Origin of the sequence: Streptomyces sp. NPDC044984, from assembly GCF_040646935.1 — a bacterium.
Lineage (GTDB): Bacteria > Actinomycetota > Actinomycetes > Streptomycetales > Streptomycetaceae > Streptomyces.
In genome coordinates this window covers 13,020-31,209 of the sequence record NZ_JBEZBE010000044.1, presented here as the reverse complement: position 1 = coordinate 31,209, position 18,190 = coordinate 13,020, and the positions used below count along the sequence as shown (strand labels likewise).

At 69.5% G+C, this 18,190-nt stretch carries 14 protein-coding genes; 11 read left to right on the top strand and 3 right to left on the bottom strand.

The window, feature by feature from the left end:
* Window positions 1-9: 9 nt before the first annotated feature.
* Together AB0A94_RS33625 and AB0A94_RS33620 are read right to left on the bottom strand one after the other, a co-directional pair.
* Window positions 10-846, bottom strand: coding sequence for a hypothetical protein (locus tag AB0A94_RS33625; protein WP_361750084.1), 837 nt, complete (start codon window positions 844-846; stop codon window positions 10-12).
* Between the two features lie 46 nt (window positions 847-892).
* On the bottom strand, window positions 893-1,183 hold the full coding sequence (locus AB0A94_RS33620; protein ID WP_361750082.1) for a hypothetical protein: 291 nt from the start codon (window positions 1,181-1,183) through the stop codon (window positions 893-895).
* 290 nt (window positions 1,184-1,473) lie between these two features.
* Here AB0A94_RS33620 and AB0A94_RS33615 point away from each other — a divergent pair, with 290 nt between their 5' ends.
* Entirely contained in the window at window positions 1,474-3,678 is a 2,205-nt protein-coding gene (locus AB0A94_RS33615; protein WP_361750080.1) for an ABC transporter family substrate-binding protein, read from the top strand.
* 57 nt (window positions 3,679-3,735) lie between these two features.
* On the opposite strand, the gene typA is transcribed toward AB0A94_RS33615, so the two are convergent.
* Window positions 3,736-5,643, bottom strand: coding sequence for a translational GTPase TypA (typA, locus tag AB0A94_RS33610; protein ID WP_361750078.1), 1,908 nt, complete (start codon window positions 5,641-5,643; stop codon window positions 3,736-3,738).
* Between the two features lie 441 nt (window positions 5,644-6,084).
* Between typA and AB0A94_RS33605 the strand changes: the two genes are divergently transcribed.
* The 10 genes from AB0A94_RS33605 (at window position 6,085) to AB0A94_RS33560 (ending at window position 18,176) form a co-directional block, all read left to right on the top strand.
* A complete protein-coding gene (locus AB0A94_RS33605) occupies window positions 6,085-7,125 on the top strand; it encodes an ABC transporter permease (protein WP_361750076.1) in 1,041 nt (346 codons plus the stop codon).
* 114 nt (window positions 7,126-7,239) lie between these two features.
* Window positions 7,240-9,039 (top strand): ABC transporter substrate-binding protein, encoded by a 1,800-nt coding sequence (locus AB0A94_RS33600; protein WP_361750074.1) that lies wholly within the window; start codon window positions 7,240-7,242, stop codon window positions 9,037-9,039.
* 113 nt (window positions 9,040-9,152) lie between these two features.
* Window positions 9,153-10,130 carry an ABC transporter permease gene (locus tag AB0A94_RS33595; RefSeq protein WP_361750072.1) on the top strand — a complete coding sequence of 326 codons (978 nt, stop codon included), beginning with the start codon at window positions 9,153-9,155 and terminating at the stop codon, window positions 10,128-10,130.
* An 11-nt stretch (window positions 10,131-10,141) separates the two neighbouring features.
* Entirely contained in the window at window positions 10,142-11,203 is a 1,062-nt protein-coding gene (locus AB0A94_RS33590; protein WP_361750070.1) for an ABC transporter ATP-binding protein, read from the top strand.
* A gap of 27 nt (window positions 11,204-11,230) precedes the next feature.
* Window positions 11,231-12,361 carry a dipeptide ABC transporter ATP-binding protein gene (locus tag AB0A94_RS33585; RefSeq protein WP_361750068.1) on the top strand — a complete coding sequence of 377 codons (1,131 nt, stop codon included), beginning with the start codon at window positions 11,231-11,233 and terminating at the stop codon, window positions 12,359-12,361.
* Window positions 12,362-12,612: 251 nt separating this feature from the next.
* Window positions 12,613-14,241, top strand: coding sequence for an ABC transporter substrate-binding protein (locus AB0A94_RS33580; protein ID WP_361750066.1), 1,629 nt, complete (start codon window positions 12,613-12,615; stop codon window positions 14,239-14,241).
* Window positions 14,242-14,247: 6 nt separating this feature from the next.
* Window positions 14,248-15,171, top strand: coding sequence for an ABC transporter permease (locus AB0A94_RS33575; RefSeq protein ID WP_361750064.1), 924 nt, complete (start codon window positions 14,248-14,250; stop codon window positions 15,169-15,171).
* Entirely contained in the window at window positions 15,164-16,147 is a 984-nt protein-coding gene (locus AB0A94_RS33570) for an ABC transporter permease (RefSeq protein WP_361750062.1), read from the top strand. Before AB0A94_RS33575 ends, AB0A94_RS33570 begins: the two co-directional genes overlap by 8 nt.
* A 6-nt stretch (window positions 16,148-16,153) precedes the next feature.
* Window positions 16,154-17,128, top strand: a complete 975-nt coding sequence (locus tag AB0A94_RS33565) for an ABC transporter ATP-binding protein (protein WP_361750060.1) — start codon at window positions 16,154-16,156, stop codon at window positions 17,126-17,128.
* On the top strand, window positions 17,121-18,176 hold the full coding sequence (locus AB0A94_RS33560; protein ID WP_361750058.1) for a dipeptide ABC transporter ATP-binding protein: 1,056 nt from the start codon (window positions 17,121-17,123) through the stop codon (window positions 18,174-18,176). The genes AB0A94_RS33565 and AB0A94_RS33560 overlap by 8 nt, the downstream gene beginning before the upstream one ends.
* Window positions 18,177-18,190 lie beyond the last annotated feature (14 nt).

The following is an 18,190-nucleotide window of genomic DNA, read 5'->3' as shown; positions in this document are numbered from 1 at the left end:
AGCTCCCAGCTAGAAGAAGCGCGGATCGTCGAAGACACCGGACGCGACGAGGTACACGTAGAGGTCGGCGAGCGCCACGCTCAGCAGTGACGCCCAGGCGAGCTGCATGTGCCGGGCGTTCAGCCGGCCCACCACCTGCCACATCCGGTAGCGCACGGGATGCCGGGAGAAGTGCTTCAGCTTCCCGCCGACGATGTGCCGGCAGGAGTGGCAGGAGAGGGTGTACGCCCAGATCAGCGCGATGTTGACCAGGAACACCAGGGTGCCGAGCCCCATGTGGCCCCAGTCGTAGCGCTCGTCGCGGAAGGCGAGCACGGTGTCGTAGGTCAGGATGCCGGCGACCGGGATCGCCGCGTAGAAGAAGTACCGGTGGACGTTCTGCAGGATGAGCGGGAAGCGGGTCTCCCCGGTGTACTTGGCGTGCGGTTCGGCGACCGCGCAGGCCGGTGGGGACGCCCAGAAGCCCCGGTAGTAGGCCTTGCGGTAGTAGTAGCAGGTCAGCCGGAAGCCGAGCGGGAAGATCAGGATGATGATCGCCGGCGAGATGCCCCACCAGCTGCCGAAGATCTCCCAGTTCGGCCCCGCCTTCATCGGTTCGCAGTTCTCCGCGAGGCACGGCGAGTAGAACGGCGAGACGTACGGCGCCGCGTAGTAGTCGGCGTTCGCGAAGGCCCGCCAGGTCGAGTAGACGACGAAGGCGAGCAGCCCGGCCGCGGTGGCGGCCGGGGCCAGCCACCAGCGGTCGGTCCGCAGGTGCGGGGCGGCGATCGCGGCGCGCGTACCGGCTCTCACACCGCCGCTTCGGGGACGGGGTTCTGTGGCGGGAGGTTCCGTACCAGTGGCCACTTGTCCACTCCGGTAGGGGGTCGGGGGGCGTCGCGATCGGCGGGGGTCAGGGGGCGCGACGGTCGCGGGCGCCGAGGCCCTCGTCGTCCGTGTCCACCCACAGCGAGGGGTCGTACGGGGTGTCGGAGATGGTCACGAGATCGAGCCGCTTCTGCGGGGCCGCGGCGGCGGCCGTCTCCCGCAGCAGTGCGACGCTCTCGCGCAGGTGATCGGTGTCGGTGCGGACGCGGCGCATCTCCAGGCCGCCGCTGCCCAGCTGCTTCTCCAGCCGCCCCACCGACCGGACCAGGTCGTCGAGACAGCGCTGGACCGATGCCAGTTCGTCGTGCACGGACATGACTTGCCCTCGCTTCCACAGGTCCTTCAGGCCCAAGGCGGCAACGTTCGTGCGCCTGAGAGTGTTGCGCGTCACACCTTGTGCTGTGAAGGGATGTGCATCGATTGGCCGAGGCGTACGGATGCACCGGACGGTGCTTTGCGCCGCACGGGTGGGCTTGCCGTCCGTGGCCGCCGTGTCGCCCCGGGTTGCCGAACCCTTTCCTCTTCAGTGGGCCGCGTACATCGGATGAGCTCCAAATACCGCCAAAAGTGATCGTAACGCCCGCGGCTTCCCGGAGGTACCCAGAGATGTCCCATGACGGCGTCGGCCCGCGCGCGGCTCTGCGATCGGTCGCCTTCCTCACCGCCGGCATGCTCGCGGTGCCCGCGCTGGCCGGATGCGGCTCCGACGACCCGGCGGGCAGGCCTCTCGCGGGAGCGGACATCGCCCGTGCCGACCGGTCCGGGATCGCCGACGGGGGCACCCTGCGCTGGGCCGTGGACACCGTCCCGGACACCCTGAACGCCTTCCAGTCGGACGCCGACGCCACCACCACCCGGATCGCCCAGGCCGTCCTGCCGTCGATGTACCGGATGGACGGCCGGGGCCGGCCGGCGCGCAACCCCGACTACCTGGAGTCCGCCGAGGTCATCGGCACCGAGCCCAAACAGGTGGTCCTCTACCGGCTCAACCAGCAGGCCGTCTGGAGCGACGGCCGCGAGATCGGGGCCGCCGACTTCGCCGCCCAGTGGCGCGCCCTGTCCGGCAAGGACACCGCCTACTGGACCGCCCGCAACGCCGGCTACGACCGCATCGAGAAGATCGAGCGGGGCGAGAACGACCTCGAGGTCAAGGTCACCTTCAGCCGTCCCTACGCCGACTGGAAGTCGCTGTTCACGCCGCTGTACCCGAAGGAGGTCATGGGCACCCCGGACTCCTTCAACGACGGCGCCCGCAAGAAGCTGAAGGTCACCGCCGGGCCCTTCACGGTGAAGAAGGTCGACACCGGGAAGGACGAGGTCACCCTCACCCGCAGCACGCGCTGGTGGGGCGACCCGGCGAGGCTCTCCACGATCGTGCTGCGGGCCGTGCCCCACGACAAGCGGATCTCCGCGCTCAGTGCCGGCACGGTCGACCTGGCCGAGATCGACCCGGCCGCCGCCCGCCGCATCACCGCCGCCGCGCTTCCGCGGAGCGGGAGCAGCCCCCTGACGGGTCCCGGCGCGGACCGGTCCGCCGCGGACGCGCTGCGCTCCTGGGCCGTCGCCAACGGCTCCGACGAGGACGCCGCCGACGAGGAGATCTCCGCCCGCAAGAAGCTGCGCAAGAAGATGGCGAAGTACGCCCGTCAGCAGAAGGCCCTCGGCGGCTTCGAGGTGCGCAAGTCACTGGAGCCCGCCCACACCCAGCTCGCCCTCAACGGCGCCGACGGCCCCCTCGCCGACGAGCGGGTCCGCCGTGCCGTGGCCCGCGCCCTGGACCGGCGGGAGATCGCCGAGGCCGTCCTGAAGCCGCTGGGCCTGCCCGCCGAGCCCCTCGGCAGCCACCTCGCGCTGTCCGGCCAGGCCGCCTACGCCGACGGCAGCGGAGCCCTCGGCAAGCAGGACGCCAAGGAGGCGCGGGCGCTGCTCGCGGACGCCGGCTGGGTGCCGGGCGGTCCGGTGAAGGAGAAGAAGAAGGACAAGGGGGAGAAGGCGGCCGGCGCGGAAGGGGACTCCGGGAGCGAGTCCGAGGGCGGCGACGACGGCACGTACATCGTCGGAGAGGACGACGGGGGCAACGGGGACAGCAGGGACAGCGGAGACGGCGGGGACGACGGCAAGGCCCCGCGGGACTCCGGTACCGGCACCAGGCAGCTGAGGCAGGGCGGCGCCCCCGGCGCCTACGCCCCCCGGGGCACCGCCGCCCCGGCCCGGGCCCGGAACGCCCGTGTCGCCAAGGACGGCAAGGCGCTCACCCTCCGCTTCGTCCTGCCCTCGGGGCCGGGCTCGGACACGCTGCACACCGTGGCCGGCCGGATCTCGAAGATGCTGGAGCGGATCGGCATCGGCACGAAGATCTCCAAGGTCGACGACGAGAGCTACTTCAAGGACCACATCGCGTCCGGCGAGTACGACCTCGCCCTGTACTCCTGGCCCGCGACCGCCTACCCCGCCACCGACGCCCGCCCCGTCCACGCCAAACCGGTCCCGGCCGCCGACGGCTCCCTGAACGTGGAGCAGAACTACACCCGCGTCGGCACCGACCAGGTCGACCAGCTCTTCGACCAGGCCGTCACCACGCTCGACGACTCCGAGCACCGCGCCCTGCTCCGCAAGGCGGACGCCCGCATCTGGGCGGCGGCCGGCTCCATCCCCCTCTACCAGCGCCCCCAGCTCACCGCCGCCCGCAAGAACCTGGCCAACGCCGGCGCGTTCGGTTTCCGCACACCGGTCTACGAGGACATGGGCTTCCTGAGGAAACCGGCGCGCGGGCCGGGTGCCGGGAGCGCCGGGCCGTCGGCCGGGGACTGATGCGCACACGCGGGAGCGGCACACCCCCGCCGGGGATGTGCCGCTCACCTGTCGGTGTCAGCCGTGCTTGGCGCGGCTCGCGGCGCGGGCGCGCTCGCGGGCGTCCAGGTTCACCTTGCGGATGCGGACCGCCTCCGGGGTGACCTCCACGCACTCGTCGTCGCGGCAGAACTCCAGGGACTGCTCCAGCGACAGCTTGCGCGGCGGCACGATCGACTCGGCCACGTCGGCCGTGGACGACCGCATGTTGGTGAGCTTCTTCTCCTTGGTGATGTTGACGTCCATGTCGTCGGAGCGCGAGTTCTCGCCGACGATCATGCCCTCGTACACCTCGGTGCCGGGCTCGACGAAGAGCACGCCGCGCTCCTGGAGGTTGGTCATCGCGAACGCGGTGACCGCGCCGGCGCGGTCGGCGACCAGGGAGCCGTTGTTACGGGTGGTGAGCGTGCCGAACCAGGGCTCGTGGCCCTCGTGGATGGAGTGGCCGATGCCGGTGCCGCGGGTCTGGGTCAGGAACTCCGTGCGGAAGCCGATCAGACCGCGGGAGGGCACCACGAACTCCATGCGCACCCAGCCCGAGCCGTGGTTGGACATGTTGTCCATCCGGCCCTTGCGGACGCCCATGAGCTGCGTGACCGCGCCCATGTGCTCCTCGGGGACGTCGATGGTCATGCGCTCGACCGGCTCGTGGACCTTGCCGTCGATCTCCTTGGTGACCACCTGCGGCTTGCCGACGGTGAGCTCGTAGCCCTCGCGGCGCATCTGCTCGACCAGGATGGCCAGCGCCAGCTCGCCGCGGCCCTGCACCTCCCAGGCGTCGGGGCGGTCGGTGTCCAGGACGCGGAGCGAGACGTTGCCGATCAGCTCGCGGTCCAGGCGGTCCTTGACCTGGCGGGCGGTGACCTTGCGGTCCTTGACGGCCGCCTTGTTGTCGGCGCCCTTGCCGGTGCCGCCGCGGCCCACCAGCGGGGAGGTGTTGGTGCCGATGGTCATGGAGATCGCCGGCTCGTCCACCGTGATCAGCGGCAGCGCGACCGGGTTCTCCTGGTCGGCCAGGGTCTCGCCGATCATGATGTCCGGGATGCCGGCGACCGCGCAGATGTCACCGGGGCCCGCCTTCTCGGCGGGCTTGCGGGTGAGCGCCTCGGTCATCATCAGCTCGGAGATGCGCACGTTGGAGACGGACCCGTCGCGCTTCATCCAGGCGACCGTCTGCCCCTTCTTCAGCTCGCCCTGGTGGACGCGGAGCAGGGCGATGCGGCCGAGGAAGTTGTCGGCGTCGAGGTTGGTGACGTGGGCCTGGAGCGGGGCGTCCTCGTCGTAGGTCGGGGCCGGGATGTGCTCCAGGATCGTGGAGAAGAACGGCTCCAGCGAGTCGGAGTCGCCCGGGACCGTGCCGTCCTCGGGCTTGGTCAGGGAGGCCACGCCGTCCCGGCCGCAGGCGTAGACGATCGGGAACTCGATCTGGTCCTCGTCGGCGTCCAGGTCGAGGAAGAGGTCGTAGGTCTCGTTGACGACCTCGTCGATCCGGGCGTCCGGACGGTCCGTCTTGTTGATGCAGAGGATGATCGGCAGCCGCTGCTGGAGCGCCTTGCGCAGCACGAAGCGGGTCTGCGGCAGCGGGCCCTCGGAGGCGTCCACCAGCAGCACCACGCCGTCGACCATCGACAGACCGCGCTCGACCTCGCCGCCGAAGTCGGCGTGGCCGGGGGTGTCGATGATGTTGATGGTGATGGGCTCCCCGCCGTCCTTGGGGTGGTACTTCACCGCCGTGTTCTTGGCGAGGATCGTGATGCCCTTCTCACGCTCCAGGTCGTTGGAGTCCATCATGCGGTCGTCGACCTGGTCGAGCTGGTGCGCGGCGAAGGCGCCGGCCTGCTTGAGCATGCCGTCGACGATGGTGGTCTTGCCGTGGTCGACGTGGGCGACGATGGCGACGTTGCGGATGTCGTGGCGCGTGGCCATATAAGGCGTACTCCCGGAGTGCTGAGGAATGCCCCGCACGAGCGTCTGTGGTGTGCGGGCCCTGCCGGGCTGAACACGCCTCGGCCTCACCCCATGGTACGGGGCCGCCGCGCGGTCCGTCCTCGCGAGCCCGCGGGCCCTCCGCTACCCCCGGGAACCGTGAAGGTCCGTTCGGATATCGGTGTGCACCCGAACGCGTTTCGGACATGTAAACAAAAAGCTGTACCTAATTGTCCGAATTGCCGGTTTACCTCTGAAGGTGTCAAGCGCGCGTAGGTGTCAATCTTTGCAATTTTCGCTCAAAATATGAACGGTAGGGAGATCCCTATGCCTTCCGCCCTTGACGCGCGTTGACTGTCTTGGCGAAAGTTCCCCCAAACCACAGAACCTGCCGGTATCTGTGCTGCGCTCAACTCTCCAACCCCCCGGGGGACGAACACGATGACCAGTCCAATCAAGGCCGAGGACTCCGGGTCCGCGGCTGTCTTGGACCCTGAGCTCGCGGCGACCGCCGAAAACACGGTTGTCAAGGGCGTCAAGCAGCCCGAGGGTCGTTCCCCCGGCCAGTTGATGTGGCAGCGCTTCAAGCGCGACCGTACCGGAGTCGTCGCCGCGTGTGTGGTGATTTTCTTCTTCGTGGCCGCCGCGTGCGCCCCGCTGATCTCGAAGGTGTACGGCAAGGACCCCTACACCCTCTACGGGCAGGAGAACCCGGAGCTCCTCGACATGTTCACCATGCCGGCGAAGCCCTTCGGCGGCATGGACGGGGAGTTCTGGTTCGGCGTCGAGCCGGGTCTGGGCCGTGACGTGTTCACGCAGCTGCTGTACGGCATCCGGACCTCGCTCGCCACGGCGCTGGCCGCGACGCTCCTGATGACGGTGCTGGGTGTGCTGATCGGCCTCGCCGGCGGCTACTTCGGCGGGAAGATCGACTACTGGCTCGGCCGGATCACCGACTTCTTCATGGCCCTGCCCAGCCAGCTGTTCTTCGTCGCCGCGATGCCCGTCATCACCACGGTGTTCGTCGCCCCGGACAAGGAGACGCCCACCTACGTGCGCGCCTGCGCGATCATCATCGTGCTGTCCTTCCTGGGCTGGATGAGCATGGCGCGGATCGTCCGGGGCGCCTCGCTCTCCCTGCGGGACCGGGAGTTCATCGAGGCGGCGCGGATCTCCGGGGCCTCGCCCTGGCGCATCATCCGCAAGGAACTGCTGCCCAACATCGTCACGCCGACGCTGGTGCAGGCGACGCTCATGCTGCCCGCCGCCATCCTCAGCATCGCGTTCCTCTCCTTCGTGGGCGTCGGGTACGTCGAACCCACGCCGGACTGGGGCCGGATGTTCGCCATCGGCGCCAACACCGTGGAGCAGGACCCGTACTACATGCTCTTCCCCGGAGTGGCCATGGTGATCTTCGTCGTGGCCTTCAACCTCCTCGGCGACTCGGTGCGGGACGCCTTCGATCCCAAGACGGGGCGCTGAGCCACAGGGGATGTCCCCCCACACTCTCGCCCGGCCGGTCCCCGGCGCCGTACGGCCCGGATCCGACCACGTACCAGCAGTGCTCACTACTCACAGGCAGGTGGATCCGTCCCCATGAGCATCTTCCGTAACCGTGCCGCCACGGCCGCGATCGTCGCGGTCGCCGCCGGCGCCCTGACCCTCACCGCCTGCGGTGGCGGCGGCAGCGACTCTCCGGCCAAGGACAACAGCAAGCAGAAAGAGGACGCCAAGTCGCAGTCGAAGCCGGTGCAGATCGGTGACGTGAAGGCGTCGACCGGTCCGGCCGCCGAGGTCCCGGGCGCCCAGCCGGGCGGCACCATGGCCGTCTACCAGGAGGACGACTTCTCCCACCTGGACCCGGGTCAGATCTACGTCTCGGACGGCAAGCTGCTCAGCCGCCTCATCTACCGCGGGCTCACCCAGTACTCCGAGGACGACCAGGGCAACCTGACCGTCGTGGGCGACCTCGCCACCGACGCGGGCAAGGCCTCGGACGGCGGCAAGACCTGGACGTACACCCTCAAGGACGACCTGAAGGACGAGAACGGCAACCCGATCAACTCGGCGGACATCCGCCACACGATCGAGCGCCTGTACGCCTCGTTCATCACCGACGGTCCGACCTACCTGCAGCAGTGGCTGTCCGGCGCCGGCACCACCTACCGCGACGCGTACGAGGGCCCGTTCAAGGGCAAGCACCTGCCGGACGACGTCCTGGAGACGCCGGACGACAAGACGGTCGTCTTCCACTTCAAGACCGCGCAGCCCGACCTCCCGCAGATGCTGACCATGCCCGGTTACAGCATCGTCCCGGAGGAGACGGACACCAAGGAGAAGTACGACTCCGACCCGGTCGCCACGGGTCCGTACAAGATCGCCGACTTCAAGCCCGGCAAGTCCATGAAGCTGGTCAAGAACACCGAGTGGGACGCGAACTCCGACTCCGTGCGCCACCAGTACGTCGACGGTTTCGACATCTCGATGAACCACGACGACGAGGACCAGACCAAGACCCTCCTGGCCGACCAGGGCGAGGCCAAGAACGCGATGATGTTCACGGGCCAGGTCGCCACCACCCAGCTGCAGAAGGTGGTGAGCAACAAGGAGGCCATGAAGCGCACGATCCAGGGCTACGCGCCCTACGTGTGGCAGCTGAACTTCAACATGGACCGTGTCAAGGACAAGAAGCTCCGTGACGCCATCACCCTCGCCATGCCCTCCACCTCGGTCTTCAAGGCCGACGGCGGTGCCTACGGCGGTGAGGTCGCCAACTCGCTGACGTCGCCGACGACTCCGGGCTACAACGACGCCTTCGACCCGTTCAACCGCGCGAAGAAGCCCAACGGCGACATCGAGGCCGCCAAGAAGCTGATCAAGGAAGGCGGCTTCGAGGGCAAGAGCCTCGTCTACGCCTACGCCAACACCCCGGTCCGTCAGCAGCAGGCCGTGCTGATCACCGACGCCCTGGAGAAGATCGGTCTCGACATCCAGAAGAAGGAGATCGACAGCGCCACCTGGTACGAGCAGGTCGGCAAGGTCAAGAACGGCTACGACCTGTACATGACCGGCTGGGGCCAGGACTGGCCGTCCGCCTCCACGGTCGTCCCGCCGCTCTACGACGGCACGCAGATCCAGGACGGTTCGTCGAACTACTCGCACATCAACGACGACCACGTCAACTCGGAGATCAAGCGCATCCTGCAGATCACCGACACCGCCGAGGCCACCAAGGCGTGGACGGAGCTGAGCGAGTACATCGCCAAGGAGGTCAACCCGGCCGCCCCGATCTACTACACCAAGGTCTTCCAGATCTTCGGTTCGAACGTCGGCGGCCTCCGCTACAGCTCCGACTCGAGCTACGTGGACGTCACCCGGGTCTTCCTCAAGAAGTAACCGCCGGCCCGGGATCCCGGTGGGGGCGCGCGGCGGAGCGCACCCCACCGGGTCCCGGACGTCTCCCAGCCTCCCCCTCCGAATTGCCGCCGTCCTGAGAGCAGCTTCCTGCCATGCTTCCATTCCTCATTCGCCGGACATTCGGCGCGGCGCTGATCCTGGTGTTGATCAGCGCGTTCACCTTCTTCATGTTCTTCGCGATCCCGCAGGACCCGGCGCTGCTGGCCTGTGGCAAGAACTGCACTCCGGACGCGCTGGAGATCATCCACAAGAACCTCGGCCTCGACCAGCCGGTCACCGTCCAGTACTGGAACTTCCTGATCGGCATCTTCGCCGGCCGTGACTTCGCCGTCGGCCACTGCGACGCCCCCTGCTTCGGCGTCTCCTTCGCCAACAACCAGAACGTCTGGGACACCATCCTCGACCGTTTCCCGCTGACGCTCTCGCTGACCGTCGGCAGCCTGCTGGTCTTCCTCGTCGTCGGCCTCGGCGCCGGCATGCTCGCCGCCAAGTACCGCGGCACCTGGGTGGACAAGACCTTCAGCTCCGGCTCGCTGGTCATCAGCTCCATGCAGATCTACTTCCTCGGCCCGCTGGTGCTGCTCGGCCTGGTCTACAGCACCGGATGGCTCGACAAGCCGAAGTACGTGCCCTTCTCCGAGGACCTCGGCGGCTGGTTCATGGGCCTGCTGATCCCCTGGGTCGTCATGGCGACCATCTTCACCGCCAACTACACTCGTATGAGCCGTTCCTCGATGATCGAGCAGCTCCAGGAAGAACACGTCAAGGCGGCCCGCGCCAAGGGCATGTCGGGCAACTTCGTCTTCTTCCGCTACGCCTGGCGCGGCTCCCTCATCCCCATCATCACCATCCTCGGCATCGACCTGTCCTCGCTGCTGTCGGGCGGCATGGTGACGGAGCTGACGTTCGGCCTGGCCGGACTCGGCCGGCTCGCGCTGGACTCCGTCATCGACAAGGACCTGCCGATGCTGATGGGCGTCATGCTGGTCAGTGCCGCGCTCATCATCTTCTTCAACCTGATCGTGGACGCTCTGTACGCCGTCATCGACCCGCGCGTGCGTCTGTCCTAGGAGAACCCACCGTGACCACTCAGACCAAGCCCGAAGAGGCTCCGGCCGCCGCCGCGGGGGAAGCCTTCCTCTCGGTGCGCGACCTCAAGGTCCACTTCTCCACCGACGACGGCATCGTCAAGGCGGTGGACGGGCTCTCCTTCGACCTGGAGCGCGGCAAGACCCTCGGGATCGTGGGCGAGTCCGGCTCCGGCAAGTCGGTGACCAACCTGGCCGTGCTCGGCCTGCACAACCGCAAGAAGACCGCCATCGACGGGTCGATCACGCTGGACGGCCAGGAGCTGACCACGGCCGGCGAGAAGCAGCTGGAGACGCTGCGCGGCAAGAAGATGGCGATGATCTTCCAGGACGCGCTGACCGCGCTGTCGCCGTACTACACGATCGGCCGCCAGATCGGTGAGCCGTTCATGAAGCACACCGGCGCCTCCAAGAGGGACGCCCGGGTGCGTGCCATCGACCTGTTGGAGAAGGTCGGCATCCCGCACCCGCAGAAGCGGGTCGACGACTACCCGCACCAGTTCTCCGGCGGTATGCGGCAGCGCGCCATGATCGCCATGGCGCTCTCCTGCGACCCGGACCTGCTCATCGCCGACGAGCCGACCACGGCGCTCGACGTGACGGTGCAGGCGCAGATCCTCGACCTGCTCAAGGACCTGCAGCAGGAGTTCGGCTCCGCGATCATCATGATCACCCACGACCTCGGTGTGGTCGCCAACATGGCCGACGACATCCTGGTGATGTACGCCGGCCGTGCCGTGGAGCGCGGCTCGGTGCGCGAGGTGCTCAAGACGCCTCAGCACCCGTACACGTGGGGCCTGCTGGGATCGATGCCGAGGCTCTCCGCCTCCGTCGACGAGCCGCTGATGCCGATCCCCGGATCGCCGCCCTCCCTGCTCAACCCGCCCTCGGGCTGCCCGTTCCACCCGCGGTGCGGCTTCACCGACAAGGTCTCCGGGGACCGTTGTTCGGGCGAGCGCCCGCTGCTCGCCCAGGGGCGTGCCGCCGCCTGCCACCTGACGGCGGAGCAGCGGCAGCAGGTGTTCATCGAGACGATTCAGCCCCGGCTGGGCTGAGCGGAAACCGGCGACTGGGGCATCACCATGAGCGACAACAGCAAGACGACCACGGCGGTCGCCGACACGGCCCCGCAGCAGCGGGACGGTGACGGCGCACCGCTGCTGAAGGTCAGTGGTCTGACGAAGCACTTCCCGATCAAGGGCGGCTTCCCGATCCGGCGTACCGTCGGCGCGGTCAAGGCCGTCGACGGCGTCGACTTCGAGGTCTTCCCGGGGGAGAGCCTCGGCCTCGTCGGCGAGTCCGGCTGCGGCAAGTCGACGACAGGCCGGCTGCTGACCCGGCTGTACGAGCCGACCACGGGCAGCATCGAGTACAAGGGGAAGGACATCAGCCGGGCCGGCCGCAAGGAGCTGGCGCCGATCAGGTCCGAGATCCAGATGATCTTCCAGGACCCGTACGCCTCGCTGAACCCCCGGCAGACGGTGGGCACGATCATCGCGGGCCCGATGGAGATCAACGGGATCAACCCGCCGGGCGGCCGTGAGAAGCGCGTCCGGGAACTCCTGGAGATCGTCGGCCTCAACCCGGAGCACTACAACCGCTTCCCGCACGAGTTCTCCGGCGGCCAGCGCCAGCGCATCGGTGTCGCGCGTGCCATCGCGCTGGAGCCGAAGCTGATCGTCGCCGACGAGCCGGTCTCGGCCCTCGACGTGTCGATCCAGGCCCAGGTGGTGAACCTGCTGCAGGAGGTGCAGCGGGAGATGGGGATCGCCTTCGTCTTCATCGCCCACGACCTGGCGATCGTGCGGCACTTCTCGCAGCGCGTCGCGGTGATGTACCTCGGCAAGATCGTGGAGATCGCGGACCGGGACTCGATCTACAACCGGCCCCGCCACCCGTACACGCACGCGCTGCTGTCCGCGGTGCCGGACGCCGACATCGACGCGGAGAAGCGGGAGCGCATCCGCCTCGAGGGCGACGTGCCCTCGCCGATCGCCCCGCCGTCCGGCTGCCGGTTCCGCACCCGCTGCTGGAAGGCGCAGGACAAGTGCGCGACCGAGGAGCCGCCGCTGGTCCGGATCGAGGGCAGCAAGCCGGGACACCTGACGGCCTGCCACTTCCCGGAGGAGCCCACGACCGAGGCCCGCGCCGAGGACGTGGTGATGGACCCGGGGCTGAAGGCCCTGGAGCAGGGCGGCGTGGCCAAGGCCTGACGCCGGCCCCCTGAAGAAGGGACCCGGGGCACGGGTGCGGGAGCGCAGGACTCCCGCACCCGTGCCCTTTCGGCTGCCCGTCTCGTGACGCGGACGAGGACGGCAGCCGTTGCCCGTTCGGGCGTCCCATACGTACATACGGCTGGAGTCGCCCTCGTACAGGTGCCGTACATGTGCGCGACGCACCCTTTGCCTCGATATTGGCGTGAAGGATCGGCGCACGTACCCGGCCCATGTACGAGGAGGCAGCCATGCGCGGAGCCACGCACGCCCGATGGGCCGTCTGCGCGGTGGCGGTCGCCCTCGCCGCCACCGCCTGCGGGAGCGAGGGCGGCGGCAGCGGCGACGCCGGTGCCGTCCTGAGCGCCTCCTGGGGCGACCCGCAGAACCCGCTGGAGCCGGCCAACACCAACGAGGTCCAGGGCGGCAAGGTCCTCGACATGATCTTCCGGGGGCTGAAGCGCTACGACCCGGTCACCGGCGAGGCGAAGGACATGCTCGCCGAGCGGATCGAGACCTCCGACTCGCGGAACTTCCGCATCACCGTCAAGGACGGCTGGACCTTCAGCAACGGCGAGAAGGTCACCGCCCGGTCCTTCGTCGACGCCTGGAACTACGGCGCGAGTCTGAGGAACAACCAGCGCAACGCGTACTTCTTCGGCTACATCGAGGGCTACGACGAGGTCCACCCCGAGGACGGCGGCAAGCAGCGCGCCGACACCCTGTCCGGCCTGAAGGTCGTCGACGACCGCACCTTCACCGTCGCGCTCACCCAGAAGTTCTCCACCTTCCCCGACACCCTCGGCTACAACGCCTTCGCCCCGCTGCCCCGCGCCTTCTTCGACGACCACGACGCCTGGGTGAGGAAGCCCGTCGGCAACGGCCCGTACCTGGTCGACTCGTACACCCGCGGCTCACGGATGGCCCTGCGCAGGTGGGCCGAGTACCCCGGCCCCGACAAGGCCCGCAACGGCGGCGTCGACCTCAAGGTCTACACCGACAGCAACACCGCCTACACCGACCTGATGGCGGGCAACCTCGACCTCGTCGACGACGTCCCCGCCGCCCAGCTGAAGAACGTCGGGAACGACCTCGGCGACCGCTACCTCAACACCCCCGCCGGCATCATCCAGACCCTCGCCTTCCCCCACTACGACGACGCCTGGAACAAGCCCGGCTCGGCGAAGGTCCGCACGGGCCTGTCCATGGCGATCGACCGCGAGCAGATCACCGACACGATCTTCCGGGGGACCCGCACCCCCGCCACCGACTGGACCTCCCCGGTCCTCGGCGAGGACGGCGGCTTCCGGAAGGGCCTGTGCGGGAAGGCCTGCGAGTACCGGCCCGCCGAGGCCAGGAAGCTCATCGAGGAGGGCGGCGGACTGCCCGGCGGCAAGGTGACGATCACCTTCAACGCGGACACCGGATCCCACCGCGAATGGGTCAACGCCGTCTGCAACTCCATCAACAACGCGCTGGACGACGAGCGCGCCTGCACCGCCGGACCCGTCGGCACCTTCGCGGACTTCCGCGGCCGGATCACCGACCGCGAGATGAGCGGCCCGTTCCGCGCCGGCTGGCAGATGGACTATCCGCTCATCCAGAACTTCCTCCAGCCGCTCTACTACACGGGCGCCTCCTCCAACGACGGCAAGTGGTCCAACGAGGCGTTCGACGACCTCGTCGACCGCGCCAACCGGGAGACCGACGACGCCACGGCCGTCGGCCTGTTCCAGCAGGCCGAGGAGGTCGTCCGCGACCACATGGCGGCCATCCCGCTCTGGTACCAGAACGGCAGCGCCGGCTGGTCCGAACGGCTGTCCGGCGTCAGGCTCAACCCCTTCAGCGTCCCCGTGTACGACCAGATCAAGGTGGGCTGACCGGCCATGGGGCGCTATGCCGTCCGGCGGCTGCTCCAGATGGTCCCGGTGTTCACCGGGGCCACGCTGCTGATCTTCCTCATGGTCCACGTGATGGGCGACCCCGTCGCGGGCCTGTGCGGCGAACGCCAGTGCGAACCGGCGACCGCCGCCCGGCTGAGGCGGGAGTTCGGCCTGGACGAGCCGGTCTGGCGGCAGTACCTGACGTACATGGGGAACGTCCTCACCGGCGACTTCGGCACGGCCTTCAACGGCCAGCAGGTCACCGAGCTGATGTCGACGGCGTTCCCCGTCACCATCCGCCTCACCCTGATCGCGGTCCTCTTCGAGATCGCCGTCGGCATCACCCTCGGCGTGGTCACCGGGCTGCGCCGGGGCCGTCCCGTCGACACCGGCGTCCTGCTGCTCACCCTCGTCGTCGTCTCCGTGCCCACCTTCGTCACCGGTCTGCTGCTCCAGCTGCTGCTCGGCGTGGAGTGGGGCTGGATCCGGCCCTCGGTCTCCTCCGAGGCGCCCTTCGGTGAGCTGCTCCTGCCCGGCCTGGTGCTGGCCTCGGTCTCGCTGGCGTACGTCACCCGGCTGACCCGCACCTCCATCGCCGAGAACCGGCGCTCCGACTACGTCCGCACCGCCGTCGCCAAGGGCCTGCCCCACCGCCGGGTGGTCGTGCGGCACCTGCTGCGCAACTCCCTCATCCCCGTGGTCACCTTCATCGGCGCCGACGTCGGCTTCCTCATGGGCGGTGCGATCGTCACCGAGCGGATCTTCAACATCCACGGCGTCGGCTACCAGCTCTACCAGGGCGTCCTGCGGCAGAACACCCAGACCGTCGTCGGCTTCGTCACCGTGCTCGTGCTGGTGTTCCTGGTCGCCAACCTCGTCGTCGACCTCCTCTACGCCGTCCTCGACCCGAGGATCCGCTATGCCTGAGCAGCACTACGAACCCGAGCCCGCCGTCGCGGGAGCCGGCGCGGGCGGCGGCACCATCGGCCTGGGCGTCGAGGAGGCCGGGCTCCCGGGGAAGCGGCCGGCGGGCCCGGACGGCCCCCGGCCGCCGGACCGGCCCCGCTCCCTGTGGTCCGACGCCTGGCGCGACCTGCGCCGCGACCCCGTCTTCCTCGTCTCCGCCCTGGTCGTCCTCTTCCTGGTCCTCATCTCCCTGTGGCCGTCGGCGATCACCTCCGGCAGCCCCCTCGCGTGCGACCTGTCCAGGGCCCAGGAGGGCTCCCGGGCCGGCCATCCCTTCGGCTTCGACGGCCAGGGCTGCGACGTCTACACCCGCACCGTCTACGGCGCCCGTACGTCCGTCGCCGTCGGCGTCCTCGCCACCCTGGGCGTCACCGTCCTCGGCGGCCTGCTCGGCGCCCTGGCCGGCTTCTTCGGCGGCGTCTGGGACGCGGTCCTGTCCCGGATCACCGACGTCTTCTTCGCCATCCCGGTCGTCCTCGGCGGACTGGTGCTGCTCTCCGTCATCACCAGCGACACCGTCTGGCCGGTCATCGGCTTCATCGTGCTGCTCGGCTGGCCGCAGATCTCCCGCATCGCCCGCGGCTCCGTCATCACCGCCAAGCAGAACGACTACGTCCAGGCAGCGCGGGCGCTCGGCGCCTCCCCCGCGCGGCTGATGCTCCGGCACATCGCGCCCAACGCCGTCGCGCCCGTCATCGTCGTCGCGACCATCGCGCTCGGCACGTACATCGCGCTGGAGGCCACCCTGTCCTACCTCGGCGTCGGCCTGAAGCCGCCCAGCGTCTCCTGGGGCATCGACATCTCCGCCGCCTCCCCGTACGTCCGCAACGCCCCGCACGCGCTGCTGTGGCCCTCCGGGGCCCTCGCGGTCACCGTCCTGGCGTTCATCATGCTCGGCGACGCGGTGCGCGACGCCCTCGACCCGAAGCTGAGGTGAGCCGCCGTGCTGCTCGAAGTGCGGGACCTGCGCGTGGAGTTCCACACCCGGGACGGGGTCGCGAAGGCCGTCAACGGCGTCAGCTACGGCGTGGACGCGGGCGAGACGCTGGCCGTGCTCGGCGAGTCCGGCTCCGGGAAGTCGGTGACCGCGCAGGCGGTCATGGGCATCCTCGACACCCCGCCCGGCCGGATCACCGGCGGCGAGGTCGTGTTCCGGGGGCGGGACCTGCTGAAGCTGAAGGAGGAGGAGCGGCGCAGGGTCCGGGGCGCCGAGATGGCGATGGTCTTCCAGGACGCGCTGTCCTCCCTGAACCCCGTGCTCTCCGTCGGCGACCAGCTCGCCGAGATGTTCACCGTGCACCGGGGCATGTCGCGCAGGGACGCGCGGGCCAGGGCCGTCGAGCTGATGGACCGGGTGCGCATCCCCGCCGCCCGGGAGCGGGCCGGGCAGTACCCGCACCAGTTCTCCGGCGGCATGCGCCAGCGCATCATGATCGCGATGGCGCTGGCCCTGGAACCCGCCCTGATCATCGCCGACGAACCGACCACCGCCCTCGACGTCACCGTCCAGGCCCAGATCATGGAGCTGCTCGCGGAGCTCCGGCGCGAGCTGCGCACGGGCCTGATCCTCATCACCCACGACCTGGGCGTGGTCGCCGACGTCGCCGACCGCATCGCCGTGATGTACGCGGGCCGGATCGTCGAGTCGGCGCCGGTGCACGACCTCTACAAGGCCCCGGCGCACCCTTACACGCGCGGTCTGCTGGACTCCGTCCCGCGCCTGGACCTCAAGGGCCGGGCGCTCCACGCCATCGAGGGCTTGCCGCCCAGCCTCACGCACCTCCCGCCGGGCTGCGCCTTCCACCCCCGCTGCCCGCTGGCCCGCGACGTCTGCCGCACCGACGAGCCACCGCCGTACGAGGTCTCGGCGACGCGGGGGAGCGCCTGCCACTTCTGGAGGGAGTGCCTGGATGGCTGAGAGCGTCCTGGAGGTCAGCGGCCTGGTCAAGCACTACCCGCTGACGCGGGGCGTCGTGTTCCGCAAGCAGGTCGGCGCCGTGCGCGCGGTCGACGGCGTGGACTTCCGCCTCGGCCGGGGCGAGACGCTGGGCATCGTCGGGGAGTCCGGCTGCGGCAAGTCCACGGTCGCGAGGATGCTGGTCAACCTCGAACGCCCGACGGCCGGTTCGATCCGCTACCGGGGCGAGGACATCACCCGCCTGTCGGGCCGTGCGCTCAAGGCCGTGCGCCGCAACATCCAGATGGTGTTCCAGGACCCGTACACCTCCCTCAACCCCCGCATGACGGTGGGGGACATCATCGGGGAGCCGTACGACATCCACCCCGAGGCGGCCCCCAAGGGCGACCGGCGCCGGAGGGTGCGGGAACTGCTGGACGTGGTCGGTCTCAACCCCGAACACATCAACCGCTATCCGCACCAGTTCTCCGGCGGCCAGCGCCAGCGCATCGGCATCGCACGGGGCCTGGCGCTGCGCCCCGAGGTGATCGTCGCCGACGAACCGGTCTCCGCGCTGGACGTGTCGGTGCGGGCCCAGGTCGTCAACCTGATGGACCGGCTGCAGTCCGAGTTCGGCCTGGCGTACGTGTTCATCGCGCACGACCTGTCAATCGTCCGGCACCTCTCCGACCGGGTCGGGGTGATGTACCTGGGGCGGATCGTGGAGACCGGCACGGACACCGAGATCTACGAGCACCCCACGCACCCGTACACCCAGGCCCTGCTCTCCGCCGTGCCCGTACCGGACCCGGCGGCCCGCGAGCACCGCGAGCGGATCGTCCTCAGCGGTGACGTCCCGTCCCCGGCTGACGTCCCCTCCGGCTGCCGCTTCCGCACCCGCTGCTGGAAGGCGCGGGAGCGCTGCGCGCGGGAGGTGCCGGCGCTCGCGGTGCCGGCCGGGTTCGGCGCGGCGGGAGGTCCGGCGGCGCACGACTCGGCCTGTCACTTCGCGGCGGAGAAGGCCGTGGTGCCGGTCCCCGTGGAGGGGCACGGCGGCGGGCCGGGATGACATGGCGCATCCCG